The organism is Segatella copri (genome assembly GCF_003465495.1).
Taxonomy (GTDB): domain Bacteria; phylum Bacteroidota; class Bacteroidia; order Bacteroidales; family Bacteroidaceae; genus Prevotella; species Prevotella copri_G.
This window is the reverse complement of record NZ_QSAV01000031.1, coordinates 32387-46511: the sequence shown is the minus strand read 5'-3', so window position 1 is coordinate 46511 and position 14125 is coordinate 32387. Positions and strand designations below refer to the sequence as shown.

The window sequence follows — 14125 nt, the reverse complement described above, 5'->3', positions numbered from 1 at the left end:
ACCATGTCCTGGCATTGCTTGTCGCTGCTGATACCCAGCAGCTTGTCGTACAGTTCCATGGCTTTCCTGATGGCGAGCAGGTGGAGTTCGGTCGCAGTGAGATTGCATCCTTCAGGGCGCATATATTTGAGCAGGATGCGGAATCCCTTGCCCGAGACGGTGATGTAGAAGATCATGGTGAAGGGGATGTTCCGGGCGGCCTGCCTGAGTGCCGCGATGTTTTTGGGGGGCACGTCGTCATAATCGAGCATCAGCCAATAGGTTTCCTTCCTGAAGTCAGTCAGCTTCTTGGAGTTTCCCTTGAGCTGCACGCTGGGAGTGATGCAGGGCAGCCGGTGCTTGATGTCCTCTGCCGTTCTCTTGTCCACCTTTATCATCGACCTGTAGCCTTCGGTATTGGTTTTCACCGGTGCCGAATGCATGATGTTGTACTCCAGCACCTCTCTGTTGGGGAGAGGCTTGCTGGTAGAGGTCTTCAGAGTCTGGAAAAAAGAGGGCAAGACCTCTTTCTCCTGTTCTGTTTCCGGGTTATTTCCGGTCTCGTTTGTGGTTTTGTTTTCTTTCATTTCTTTTGGGTTTTATGAGTTTGAATCTTCTAATATTTCTTTAAGTTTATGAGTAATATACCAGTAGGGAAGGCTATATCTCCAGTAGCTCCATGCTCTGTTATGTTCCCTCCAGTATACCGAACCTTTGTTCTGTTCCCATATGTACACTTCATCGCAATAATACTGGAATCTTGTTTTATGATGGACATTTTCTTCATGAACCCAGATTTTACCTTCGAAGGCATCATCTTCGTCTTTTTCCATGAGAATGGTTTTGATGGCTCTATCTATAGCGAATATGTACTCTGGTATGAGCGTCATCTTATCTGCCCTCTTATCGATAGTGTCCTGTCCCCCAGCTTCTTTACGAATCATAGTTGGTGATACGCCACATGTCTTTGCGATAGCCATCTTAAATCTGGCTTCATCTTCAAGTTCTGCCATAAATTTCAGCAAATCTTTTTCTCTTATATTTTTCTTCTTTTTCATGTTGCGAAGGTATACAAAATGTTTTACTTAGGCGGCGAGTCCTATAGGACTCGCTTTTCACAAAGAATAACCTAGGTTAAACTTTTTAACACGATGGCTTCGTGCCCATTTTTGTTGGGGTATTTCGAAGAAGAAGTAGGGAAGAAGTGAAACATCGGAAAAGTGACGAGGTGAAGGGTGAAGGGTATATTTTAAATCTTATATTATATTCTTTTTTTTAGGATTTTTGGAAAATCCGGATAATCAGAAAAATGAAAAAACGGATTTTTTTCCTTGCCGCGCGTATATATAAAAAAGAGTTTTCAAACCTTCACCCTTCACCTTTTTATTTAAGGTTTTGTGTGTCAAATAGTTACGGGTGAAGGGTGGTGAAGGGTGTTTTTCGCTTTTTATAAACATATTTTAAGAATTCAGCCCGTTTTTACATATTTTAAGCGTTTATTTTTGGTTCCTAAATGGGTGCCTTTTTTTAGGGGTCCACTTTTTCCTCTTTTCTTACCGCTGAAATCTTTGAAAAAGCGAGTGGGGTAGGGAATCACATCTTATGTTGTGTTAAACAATTATCAGATAAAAGAAGTTAACGGTACCGAATAAGGACTGATTTTTAAACAAATATTAACGAAGAAAACTTGAAGTTTCGCATATTAGATTCTGGTTTCGCAAGTTCAGAAGTTAACGAATTTTAAGGAGTTATTCAAGTTTCGCCAGTGTGGGAATTTATTGAAGTTAAAGAAGTTATCACTCCCTACGGTCCTTCGGGAAGTTAAGAGACAATAGTCTTCTAGCTTAAAATGCAGGACATTTGTCCCTTAACTTCCTTCTAACTTCCCCACACGCGAAGTTCAGTAAGAAAGTGCAAAAAAGATGAGAAAAGTATGGCGGTTTCGGAAAATAATCGTAAATTTGCAATTGGAAACCAAAGATTAGGAATTATGGTAGAGATAAATGATAGAAAATTACCTGTAGGCATCCAGTCTTTCGAGAAAATCAGAAAGGAAGGATACCTTTATGTTGACAAGACAGATATCATCTGGCAACTTGCCAACAGAAATAAAACGTACAACTACCTGAGCCGCCCACGCCGCTTTGGTAAATCTGTGCTGGTCGATACGCTCGAAGCCTACTTTCTGGGTAAGAAGGAACTCTTCGAGGGCTTGAAGATTATGCAGCTGGAGACAGAATGGGTGAAGCGTCCTGTCATCAGACTGGATATGAGTCGTGCAGGCGCAGAACCGGAAACTTTGCGCTCTTATCTCGACATCACTTTCGACAGATTAGAGGAGGAATATGGTATTACACCTAAGCCAACCGCCAAACTTGCCGACCGCTTCAATGCAATAATCGTGGGGGCGTATGAGCAAACCGGACAGCAGGTTGCCATCCTCATCGATGAATACGATTCTCCATTGCAGCATTCCTGGAAGACTCCTTATCACGAAGCATGTACCGCTGTTTATCGTGAAGTTTTTGCCATTCTCAAGGCAGATGATAAATACGAGAAGTTTGTCTTCATCACTGGCATCACCAAGTTTACGCAGATTTCTCTTTTCTCTGTACTCAATAATCTGAGCAATATCAGCTTTGATTCTGCGTATGCGGCTCTCTGCGGTATCACGAAGGAAGAAGTCTTACGTGATTTCAAACCGGAAATCAACAAGTTGGCAGCAAGTAAGGGATGGACTTTCGATGAAGCTGTAGTGCAATTGACAGCTTATTATGATGGCTATCATTTCAGCCATGAAAATATGGTTGATGTCTTCAATCCATTCAGTCTTATCAATGCACTCGCTGATTCTAAACTGAGGAACTACTGGGCTTCATCGGGTGCAACCTCGCTGCTTCCAAAGTTTGTGGATGACATGGAGATTCGTTTGAAGGATTTTGATCATAGTGCCCTGTTGGACACAATCATAGAAACTTCTGACGTAACAGGCGGTGGAGCAGAGCTGTTTCTCTATCAGTCGGGCTATCTCACGATTAAGGGTTACATAAACGGAACTTATCTTCTTGGCATTCCTAACTTCGAGGTTCGGCAAGCCTTGAATGAAATCGTGTTGCCAACGCTTGCCATGCGCAAGAATAATGACCTTCAATCTACCCAGGCATTTCTGAATGTTCACCTCAGCCTTGGCAATCTTCCCGAAGCCATGAAATGCCTGAAGGCTCTCATAGCTGACGTGCCCTACAGCAACAAGAAGCTTGTCAGCATGGATATGGAGGAGCGCTACCGACTGATTATGAGCACCATCTTCTATGCTATCGGCTGCCGGGTAGAAGTAGAAAAGATGATTGCTGCGGGCAGGATTGATATGGTGGTAGAAAACACTAACTTTATCTATGTGCTGGAGTTGAAGCTGAGCAACAACGGTGGTGTGGATGCTGCCACGGAGCAGATGAAAGCCAAGCAGTATGCCGAACCTTTCAAGGCTGATAAGCGCAAGGTAATTGCCCTTGCCATAGAACTGGATGATATGGGAAAGGGACTGGTTGATTGGAAGGAAGTATAATATTGCAAAAAGGGTTTACCCTTCGGTCAGCGATTTTCAATTCCGCTACGTACCGGTGGCCGTTGGTTCAGGGCGTGCTGCTTGGTTTTGCCTGCGTTCTGCTTCTTCTCTTTCCTTCGGCAGAGGATATAAAGCTGCAGAAAGCGGAGATGTAGATTACGAATATCACCATATAATCAAGGGTCTATATGCCACCTTTTCATCGTGGCATATAGACCCTTGTCGTTTCCCGTGAAGTGCGGGGAATTATACTGAAGAAAAATCCCCCATCCCGCTTGAGGAAGCAGGATGGGGGATAGTTTCTTATTTCTTCTTGAGCCCCTTGTATGCAAGGAAAGCTACAATAACAATGGCAAGAGCCAAGATGATGTAACCGAGCTCATGACTATACTTTAATGCCTGCTGATATACATCTTGAGTTGTTTTATAGTCTGTATATTGGTATATCCCCCAACCGATGATTGCTAAAACAGTATTCCAGATGCCAGCACCGATTGTGGTATAGAGCAAGAATTTGCCTACATGCATACCTGCCAAACCGGCTGGAATGCTGATTAACTGGCGAACAGCTGGTACCAGGCGCCCAAAAATAGTGGATGCGGCTCCATGCTTGCGGAAATACTCTTCTGCAACTTCTACCTTTTGGCGGTTTATCAGGCACATATGTCCGATGCGGCTGTCGGCAAAACGGTAGATGATAGGGCGGCCTACCCATTTAGCTAAATAATAGTTGATAAGTGCACCGATATTGGCACCAATGGTGGCAAATACGATGACTAGGATAAACGACATTCCGCTATCAGGATCCATGGCTTTCCATGCTGCAGGTGGAACAACCACCTCTGATGGGAATGGGATGAATGAACTCTCGATAGCCATGAAAAGGGTTACTACCCAGTAATTTAAATTGTCGAGTATCCAAAGAAAAAGCTCTGCTGTATTCATTTGTTATCTGAATCTAAATAATATCTGTCTCAGTGTTGAAACTGAGACAGATATAGGTGATTTATTTATTCTGTTTTGCCCATGTATCCTTCAAGCCAACGGTTTTGTTGAATACTGGTTTTTCTGCAGTAGAATCAAGATCGGCCATGAAATAACCGATACGCTGGAACTGGAGATATTCACCTGGCTTCTTGTTGGCTGCATATTCCTCAATATAGCAGTTAGGATAGTCGTGGAAGCTGTCTGGGTTGAGCAACTCGTGGAAGTCACGTTCATCAGCAGATGGATTTTCTACCATAAAGAGACGGTCGTATTCGCGCACCTCTGCCTTTACGCAGTGATCTGCTGATACCCAATGCAATGTACCCTTAACCTTACGGTTGGCACCTTCCATGCCGCTCTTACTGATAGGATCGTATTCTGCCTGAATCTCAGTGATAACGCCATTTTCGTCCTTTGTGCATCCAGTGCACTTAACGATGTAAGCATTCTTCAGACGAACTTCTTTACCCGGAGTCATACGGAAGAATTTTTTAGGAGCATCTTCCATAAAGTCAGCACGCTCTATCCAGAGATTCTTAGAGAATGTGATGGTGTGTGTGCCGTCAGCTTCATTTTCTGGATTATTGATTGCTTCCATTTCCTCTGTTTCACCTTCCGGATAGTTGGTAATTACGAGTTTTACAGGATCAAGTACTGCACTCACACGGCATGCTTTCTTGTTCAAGTCTTCTCTAACAGATGCTTCGAGTAAGGCCATATCGTTGAGAGCATCGAACTTAGTATAACCGATACTGTCGATAAACATACGAATGCTCTCAGGAGAGTAACCGCGACGGCGCATTCCGCAAAGAGTAGGCATACGTGGATCGTCCCATCCGATAACCAGTTTCTCATCTACCAGCTGGTGAAGCTTACGCTTGCTCATTACTGTATAAGTGAGGTTCAATCGGTTGAACTCAATCTGACGTGGACGATTGTCGTTTAATACATCTGCAGTTCCGTCCTTCTCCTTCAAGAAGTCGATGAACTTATCGTAAAGCGGACGGTGAGGTACAAATTCCAATGTACAGATAGAGTGGGTTACCCCTTCAAAGTAGTCACTCTGTCCGTGAGCGAAATCATACATAGGATATGCATGCCATTTTGTTCCTGTACGGTGATGAGGAGTTTGGATGATACGATACATGATAGGATCGCGGAAATGCATATTTGGATTCGCCATATCGAGTTTTGCGCGAAGAACCATGCTGCCTTCTACGGCCTCAGGAGTATTCATCTTCTCAAACAAAGCAAGGCTTTCTTCGATTGGGCGATCACGATATGGGCTAGCAGTACCCGGTGAGGTAGGAGTACCCTTCTGCTGTGCAATTTCTTCAGCAGTTTGTTCATCTATATATGCATTGCCCTTCTTGATCATCCAGACAGCAAAATCCCAAAGCTTCTCAAAGTAGTCTGAAGCATAGTAGATATTGCCCCACTTGAATCCGAGCCACTGGATGTCTTGAAGAATATTCTCTACATATTCATTGTTTTCCTTGCTAGGGTTAGTGTCATCAAAACGAAGATTGCAAACACCATTATATTTCTCTGCAACACCAAAGTCCATGCAGATAGCTTTGGCATGGCCGATATGCAGATAACCATTAGGCTCTGGCGGAAAACGCGTCTGGATTCGTCCTCCGTTTTTGCCTTCTTTGAGGTCTTCCTCAACTAACTGTTCTACGAAAGAGATACTTTTCTTCTCTTCCAAATTGTTTTCTTCATTAATTGCCATAATTCAATAAAAAGAATAATTTTTAAATTTATGGTGCAAAGATACAAATTTAATTGTAAGTACCGAAATTATCTGGCAGATAATTTTGTTTTGGGAGCGATAATTTGCTTTTGAAAGCAATAATTCACAAAATATGTTTTTAAACATATAAAAAGATTCGTTCGTTTCGAAAAATATGTCTATCTTTGCATCGTTATCCTGAATACAATCTTTTTACCTTAAATGAAACTAATACCAAAAATGAACGCCTTCGCTGTGAAGCGAGGGCGTTTTGCTTTTGTACCAGGTTCATATTCTATTACTTTTTGCGGAATGTTTCGTTCTTAATAATGATTGAACCTTCTTCTGTATCGAGTGTAGCCTGTTCCTGAACGTCGGCATCGAGCCCCTTGCGGCTCAGGATAATCACAGCTGCTTTACCTTCTGGCTTAGCTGGCAATTCCCACTTGTAAAATTCCTTATCAAGGCCTTTTACTTTAACAGAGAAATCACTGTTCAAAGTTACACTACGCTCTCCATCTGCGCTCTTATATTCACCGGCTGCGGCAGCCTGAAATGCAGAATCGGTTACAACAGTCTGTTCTGCCTGAGCTGGTGCAGGTGCTGGTGCCTTTTTCTCAGAACATGCTGTGAAAGCTATCAGACCCATAGCAAATGCAAGAATTGATAATTTCTTCATAATCTTTAAATTTTATATGTTAATAATAATGTTAATCTAAACCATTTTTATAAGCTAACTCTTTTTATACATTTGTTTATCTCAGTGGTATGCTATAGAAAGATAGTATTCCACTGGTACAAATGATTACCCATATAGAAACGAGCCCCGTAATGATAGGGACGCTTGCAAATCTGATGTCGTGGTTGGGCTTAAAACGTTCGGTATGCTTTCTTAAAAAATACTGAAATATATAATAATATAAGGTGGCATAGAAAAAACCAATGAGGGTACCAATCAGGATGTCGCCAAAATAGTGTACACCGAGATACATGCGGGAATAACTGGTTATCAATGCCCATAGGCATAAGAATATCGTGAGTTTGCTCCGGCGAACCAGATATTGTGCAAAGAAGGCCATGCTCCATGCATTGGCTGCATGAGAAGATGGAAAACCATATCTGCCACCCCGATATCCTTGAACAACATGTACCATCGGACTGATAGGATTATCAGGATTACTGGGACGCATTCTTGCTACTAATGGCTTCAGAATTCCTGATGCAGTCTGGTCTGAAAACAAGATAATCAGAGTGATAACAACTATGGTGCTCATCACAACCTTGACAGGAAAATTCTTTAGCAGTACAAAGATAAAACTGGCATAGAACGGAACCCATACAAAACGGTCTGAGAAAATCATCATGAAGTAATCCCAATACTCGTTGTGAAAACCATTGAAAAACAGAAAAATCTGCGTATCAATCTGTTCTATTTGATGAAGTAATTCTATCATAGTCTTTCTTTATGAAATTCTGTAATGTTCACTTTCTTGTTTCTGATAATCTGTTGCTCTGTCGTTAGGGCTATTTTGCACTCAAGTCATCGTACAACTTCTGAAGATAAGCCATGCCTCGTTTCAAGTTATAACCTTTTTTGCCTTTATCATAAACAACCTTTTGGGATTTGTTGTCGTAGATGATAGAGTTCTCCTCTGATACCATGCCGAAAGCATCGGGTACATCAAAGAATGCAAATTTAGGCGTAGCATCACTCAACATGTTCTTGCTGAACAAGAAGTCTTTGTGAGGAATGCCTAATTGTCCGAGCAGTGTAGCTGCTATATCTTGCTGACTTCCTATAAGCTTAACATTCATTGGGCGAGCTATTGCTCCACCGGTCATGATAAGTGGAATCTGATAGCGGCTGCGGTCAAAGTTGTCAAGATGTTCTTTGTATGCGCCAACATGGTCGGCAACGAGTAATACCAAAGTATTTTTCCATCTAGGCAATTTGCTGTATTCACGCAGAAGATGACCTATGACACTATCAGTGTAAGCAAATGCATTTAAACGCTTGTCTTTCAGTCTGCTATATGGTACATCGAATGGCTCATGACTGCTTGATGTCTGGAAAACTCTCAGCATAGGCTGCTTGGCATTCTGTTCTTTCCTGAGGTCTGCAAGCAGCCGGTTGGCTACGATATGATCGTGTACTCCCCATTTGCTCAATTTGTCTTCTATAGGGAAATCACTATCTGAAATGATTCTCTCATAGCCCTGGGAAACCAGCCAAGAGCGTTGATTGGCAAAATCAACATCACCACCATAATAATATGCATTGCCGTAATGCTTTGCTTTAGCTAATGAACGTGCCAATGATGGTAATTGTGCAGATTTTGCCGGGTAGCGCATGATGCTGGTTGTAGGTTGTGCAGGATAACCGCTCAAAACAGCAACCAGACCACGATCCGTGCGGAAAGTGTTGGAATAGAATCTTGGGAAGAAAATTCCCTTTTTGGCTATTGAGTCCAAGCAGACAGCTACGTCTTTATGTGTTCCGACAGAAGGCATGATGTCATTGGCAAAGCTTTCCATAATAATAATAAGTATATCCGGCTTTCCGTTTTTCCGAGCTTCTTCATTCAGGAGTGGGTAGGTGTTCTGGTCGCTTGAACTTACCATTTGAGCAAAGATCTTGTTAGCTTCTTCTTCTGACATGTATCGGTATTGCGATGCAAAATCTTCCTGATGGGTCAGTGATTCAAACAGGCTGAACATCGGATTGACGGCAGCATGATTCAAAAACGCATTTTGGCTGAAATATGCCTTTCCTGTATTTGTTGTAGATACAGTAAATCCTCCTCTGATAGGGATGAAGAGAAGGGCAGTAAGCAGCAACAGAATAAGAGAATGGCGCATACGATGATGCTCTATGTCAGAGTAGCGTGTTCTACGACCACTGCCGAAATCTCCGAAACCATAGTTGCTGTATCTGCTGGAATAGCGCTTCTGGGTATGAGGCATGCGGAGTGCGAACCAGACGGCTATGGTAAGCAGCACAGTGATGAGGAGAGCAAAAAAGATGTAAAGCCCTCCAACACTTGCAAGTGCATCCTTTGGCGAAGTAAAGAAATAATATAATGGAGTGCTATCTAGCGGGAAGTTCCAATATGGATATAATCCTGCATTCAGTACGAATGTAATGGAAACCAGGAAAGATGCCAGTATAAAATAAGCATTCAGAATGGGACGTATAATCTCCTTACGAAACCAGATCATTGCGATGAGCAACAAACCCGGTAGTGCGGTGAGGTAACCAGCCATAGAGAGGTCGAGTGATAAACCATACCACATCACTGTAGGCATTTCGCTCCAGATATTATCGATAGGTTGTGTAGCAGAAGCCTTTTCCAATATCATGAAAAATGGTTTCTGAATACTGAACAAAATGACAAACGTAAAATACGTTTTTATAAACCACAATATTTGCTTCATATCTATGCTTCTTGACTAATAATTATGATATACTCGGCTTTGAGCTTGAAAATTAATGCAAAAATAACCATTTTATTTCATATAAACGACTTTTTTGTGTTTATTTTTCAAAAAAGTGAGAAAAAATTTGGTCGTTCTAAATAAAAGTAGTACCTTTGTTGTAATAAATTTTATAACATAACTATGGCTAAGTACAATATTCAACCTAAAAAGGAAAAAATAGCAAGATATCAATCTATGCTGAGTGAAGAAACTAAGGACCGCCTTCGCGACGAGATAATCCGTGTTCTTGTTACTGAAAGAAAGTACAAGGACCCTGACTACAGTTCCAAGAAACTTGCAGAGGATTTGAATACTAACTCTCGCTATATTTCTGCTGTATGCGCAACTCGATTTCATAAGAATTATGCCGAGTTAGTGAATGATTATCGAGTAAACGATGCTATGTCTTTACTTACCGATAAGCGTTATGCAAGAATGAGTGTAGAAGGTATCAGCGAAATGGCTGGTTTCAATACTCGTCAGAGTTTCTATGCTAATTTCTTCAAGCGAATAGGCGTTACTCCTCGTCAATATCGTGCTAATCATTTTAAGGGATTGGAGTAAGTTTAATTGTTAATAACTAGAACATGAAACAAAAAGGAGGGTGTATCATAAGTTAATGATTCACCCTCCTTTTTGTTTTTACAAACTATTGCGAGTTACCTCTTGAAGTAGTTTCTCAATGCCTGGTGGCGGATACTCCTGTTCAATCTGCGTATGGTCAGATTTCGTATCTGGCGAACTCGCTCGCGTTTGAGCCCCATATCTTCAGCAATTTCAGCCATCGTTTCTTTAGGAACACCTATACCATAGAATTTGGTGATGATTTCTTTCTCTCGTGGCAATAAATCTGCAATGCTTTCTGCCATCTTTTTCTTCATCATTTCTATATTCAGGGTATCATCTGCAATCTTTACATCCGGATCGTTTAATATGTCTAATAGGGTATACGGATTGTTTGCGCTTAGTGGCGCATCTACAGATACAGCCTTGTCTGCGTTTCTTGGGGCAAATTTCTTCTGGTCTTTCGGTAAACGATAAAGTCCTGATTGTTTATCGATGGCCTGAGATATAGCCTTGTGAACGAATGGACCGGCATAAGCCACAAAATCGGTGCCCCGGTCGGCTTGGAACTTTCTGGCTGCCATAAGCATTGCCAGCGTTCCTTCGCTAACCAAGTCATCAAACTCAACGCCTTTACCTTTATACTGGTTGGCTACTGATTTTACATAGTTTAAGTTCTCACTAACTATCTTGTTTATTTCTTTTTCTGTCATATCCAATAATTCTTTTTGCAAATATACATAGAATAATTCAAAAAAGCAAGTATTTTGCGCATTTTAACCAATCATTTTGGTTTCCACATTTTATATATGTTTCTATGATTTGCATAAAGCTGCGTATGGACAGTATTCGCAACGATGCTTATCATCTGTAGGCCGGAATGGTTGGTCCTTGTCAAAGATGTTGGCGATGAGAACTTTCAGTTGTTTCATAAACTCTTCTTCGTATACATCTATGCTACTGATGAGTTCCTTGCCCATTTTTAATGTCGGATCATAATCTTCTGCTCCTGCATTTTGTATAAACAGCAAGCCTGGAGATACGGGCTCTTGAGCCGGATTCAGATTCCTGTTGTGGCTTACAATAATCGAGTAGAGCATAGATTGTAAATAATAATCTGTATGCTTGTTGAGCATGGATGGATCAAACACTTCGCTCAGTTCTCTTGGACGTGTTGTTGAAATACGTCCTGTTTTATAGTCTATTACGCGGATTCGTTCTGCAAGATTATTGCCATTTGCATTACCGTTAGCTGCAACAGCGTCCAGTCGGTCGATAAAACCTCCTATTGACAGAGATAAATTGCCGATACTTGTTTCTACTTCGACGTCAGTTTTTACAACCAGCTCTAATCCGAGTATGGTGAATGGAGCCTGGCGCATATCTATCGTGACAAGTTGCCGGATATATCTTGCTATTACTTCTTTATTGATCAGTTGCAGACCATTATATTTTGGACGATATCCTGCAGCGCTAACTTTAAAGAGTTCTTCTCTGAATGCCTGATCAACCAGGCGATAAATCAGAGATTCGTCTTTTAAGGCTTGCTCTAATTGCTCTTTTGATACAACGATAGGACGAGTCAGTTTGAGTTCTCCTTTACCGTCGGTTGTCAGAGCATCGCTGCTTGCTAATCCCAGATAGAACAGTTCTGCTGCCCGATGGAATATATTTCCAAATACTTTGTTGTCTACTTCGTCCTCATCAATTTCATCTGGCTCAATCAGTCCTTCTACATATTTATAGTAGAATTGCTTTTCACATCTCAAATAAGTATTCAAAAATGTTGGCGTAAGCATTTTCAAATTCTTGAGCTGGCTGAGCGTATGCAGTTTTTTCTCTATTGGTTCATAAGTAGGACGCAGTGTGTTTTGTCCTGCGACCAAAGAAAAGCGCTTGATGTTATGATGGCTTTCTACCAGGAGTTGTAGCATAAAACGGCTCATCTCACCCGATTGGCCATCTTCTGTTGCGTTATTGTAACATAAAGTGATGTCGTGTGAGCGTTGGAGCAGACTGTGAAAATAATAGGCGTATATAGCTACTTTGTTATCTACCGTAGTCAAGCCGTATGCCTTTCTCAATGAATAGGGAATAAATGAAGCATCGTTCACACCTTTCGGCAGTTTCCCTTCGTTGCATGAGAGTACTAAGATATGCTCGAAATCAAGATTTCGAGTTTCCAATACACCCATTACCTGTATTCCTTCTGCAGGTTCACCATGGAAAGGAATACTTGTAGATTGGATGAGCTGTTGGATGAGTCGTTCCAGAGTGATGCAGTCTACTGCTAAGTCTCCTGTCTGGATGAGTTCTTGCAGACGGTTCAACAATGTATAGGTCCTAAAGAGCGATTCCTGGAATAAAGGATCGTCCTGTTCTTTACTATTCACACCTATTGTCTTCAAAATATCCAGCAGATACTGGATGAGTCTCAAGTTGTATTCATTTTCTGTTGCAGTCTCACCCAAATCTTTGAAAAGCAGTGACAAGCCTTCATCACCATCCATGCTTAGGAATTGGCGGGTAGGATAGAACTGCTTCTGCTCGTCAAGAGCGCTCAAGAGTTTGCTATAATTTTGAGAAATATAGCGTGTGTATGGATGACGGAGCACCATGAGCACATTATGTAAGCGATAGTTGTTACTATGCTTGGGATGACCTACGCCCTGCAACTTGATGAGCTGTTGCAGCAAACTGTAGAATGGTGTCTGTTGAAGCGGATAACCCAATGTTATATTATATGCTAACTTGTCGTTCTCAGAATAATCTGGCAACGACTTGATGTCTTCGTTTGTAGGAAGACTATGTATAACACTTTGTAACAATCCTTCATCGGCTAATACTATAGCCACTTTTTTCCCATATTTATAGCGTTTCTTTTCTTTAAGCCATTGGTTTACATAGCGGGCCTGAATGTTTTCTGTAGATGCCGATATGTATGTAATGTCTTTATTGTTATCAAAGTTATGATAAATTTCACGAAGATCCTGAGAAGGCATATCATTCAATTCGTTAGGATAATATTTGAGATATTCACGAATGTAGTGACCTGCCTCATGATTGTTTTGCATATAATAGTCATCGTAGTCCCAATAGAAATGTGCTTTACCCTCTTTCATCAAGCGGTCGCAGAGTTTCCGTTCTACTACTTGCATCATATTAAAACCGACAAAGAGATATTTCTTGTGTTGGAATTTGATATTTTCATCATTTACAACTTTCCTGTACAGAGCCCCCTCATAAGCCAATCCTTGTTCTTCAAGACGCATGTTGAACTGCTTATAGATATCAAGAAAATGGCTCCATAATTGTAGAAATCTCTTTTTGAGTTCTGAGTTGTGATCATCGTTGAAATTGCTGAAAAATTTCTTAATCAGCGTTTTCTGTTCTTCTGTAAGATATGAGATGTCATCAAGTTCATGTATATTGCTAAGATTGGCAAAGAGTTTTTCTGCTTCTGCCATGTTTTTATCAATATCGTCAAAATCTGTGATAAGAAGTTGTCCCCATCCATAAAAATGGTCGAGGGTCTCATCAATACCAGTGCAGGCTACGAATGTTTTATGTAAATCGCAAACAAGTTTGATTGGGTCTCCAACTTTCAATGTGCTATGTTTGCGAAAAAGGTCGCTGATTGTTATGTAAGATGGTGACCAGATAGGGTGATCTGTCAAACGTGCCAGACTCTCGTTGAGGAAAAGAGCGGCGCGTTTATTTGGAAACACGACGGCAATGTCGCTGAGATTGTTTCCGTATTTCTCGAGTATATCTCTTGCTACATATTTTAAAAATGCTTTCATATCTTAATGGACTTT

At 41.2% G+C, this 14125-nt stretch carries 11 protein-coding genes; 2 read left to right on the top strand and 9 right to left on the bottom strand.

Translation table 11 applies throughout. The features are described from left to right. Together DWV53_RS10190 and DWV53_RS10185 are read right to left on the bottom strand one after the other, a co-directional pair. The coding region (locus DWV53_RS10190; protein WP_181992467.1) for a BT4734/BF3469 family protein at positions 1–500 on the bottom strand (500 nt) is incomplete at its 3' end. Between the two features lie 78 nt (positions 501–578). Beyond that, positions 579–1037 carry a hypothetical protein gene (locus tag DWV53_RS10185; RefSeq protein ID WP_118153406.1) on the bottom strand — a complete coding sequence of 153 codons (459 nt, stop codon included), beginning with the start codon at positions 1035–1037 and terminating at the stop codon, positions 579–581. Between the two features lie 932 nt (positions 1038–1969). Here DWV53_RS10185 and DWV53_RS10180 point away from each other — a divergent pair. Beyond that, on the top strand, positions 1970–3544 hold the full coding sequence (locus DWV53_RS10180) for an ATP-binding protein (RefSeq protein WP_259318962.1): 1575 nt from the start codon (positions 1970–1972) through the stop codon (positions 3542–3544). A gap of 303 nt (positions 3545–3847) precedes the next feature. Here DWV53_RS10180 and DWV53_RS10170 read toward each other — a convergent pair whose 3' ends face one another. From DWV53_RS10170 to DWV53_RS10150, 5 genes are all read right to left on the bottom strand, one after another. Then, entirely contained in the window at positions 3848–4489 is a 642-nt protein-coding gene (locus DWV53_RS10170) for a DedA family protein (RefSeq protein ID WP_118153397.1), read from the bottom strand. A gap of 61 nt (positions 4490–4550) precedes the next feature. Next, entirely contained in the window at positions 4551–6266 is a 1716-nt protein-coding gene (locus tag DWV53_RS10165; RefSeq protein ID WP_118153394.1) for a glutamine--tRNA ligase/YqeY domain fusion protein, read from the bottom strand. A gap of 298 nt (positions 6267–6564) precedes the next feature. After that, positions 6565–6945: a hypothetical protein gene (locus DWV53_RS10160; protein ID WP_144153095.1), complete on the bottom strand. Its 381-nt coding sequence runs from the start codon at positions 6943–6945 to the stop codon at positions 6565–6567. A gap of 76 nt (positions 6946–7021) precedes the next feature. Continuing rightward, positions 7022–7720, bottom strand: a complete 699-nt coding sequence (locus tag DWV53_RS10155; protein ID WP_118153391.1) for a phosphatase PAP2 family protein — start codon at positions 7718–7720, stop codon at positions 7022–7024. Positions 7721–7790: 70 nt separating this feature from the next. After that, positions 7791–9701 carry an LTA synthase family protein gene (locus tag DWV53_RS10150; RefSeq protein WP_118153388.1) on the bottom strand — a complete coding sequence of 637 codons (1911 nt, stop codon included), beginning with the start codon at positions 9699–9701 and terminating at the stop codon, positions 7791–7793. A gap of 237 nt (positions 9702–9938) precedes the next feature. Here DWV53_RS10150 and DWV53_RS10145 point away from each other — a divergent pair, with 237 nt between their 5' ends. Next, positions 9939–10307, top strand: a complete 369-nt coding sequence (locus DWV53_RS10145; RefSeq protein ID WP_228023599.1) for a helix-turn-helix domain-containing protein — start codon at positions 9939–9941, stop codon at positions 10305–10307. Positions 10308–10402: 95 nt separating this feature from the next. Here the strand turns inward: DWV53_RS10145 and DWV53_RS10140 are convergent, their stop codons facing one another. Together DWV53_RS10140 and DWV53_RS10135 are read right to left on the bottom strand one after the other, a co-directional pair. Beyond that, the gene (locus DWV53_RS10140) at positions 10403–11020 is read right to left on the bottom strand and encodes a sigma-70 family RNA polymerase sigma factor (RefSeq protein WP_006846726.1); all 618 of its coding nucleotides are present in this window, start codon (positions 11018–11020) and stop codon (positions 10403–10405) included. A gap of 102 nt (positions 11021–11122) precedes the next feature. After that, positions 11123–14110 carry a PD-(D/E)XK nuclease family protein gene (locus DWV53_RS10135; protein ID WP_118153385.1) on the bottom strand — a complete coding sequence of 996 codons (2988 nt, stop codon included), beginning with the start codon at positions 14108–14110 and terminating at the stop codon, positions 11123–11125. Between the last annotated feature and the right edge of the window lie 15 nt (positions 14111–14125).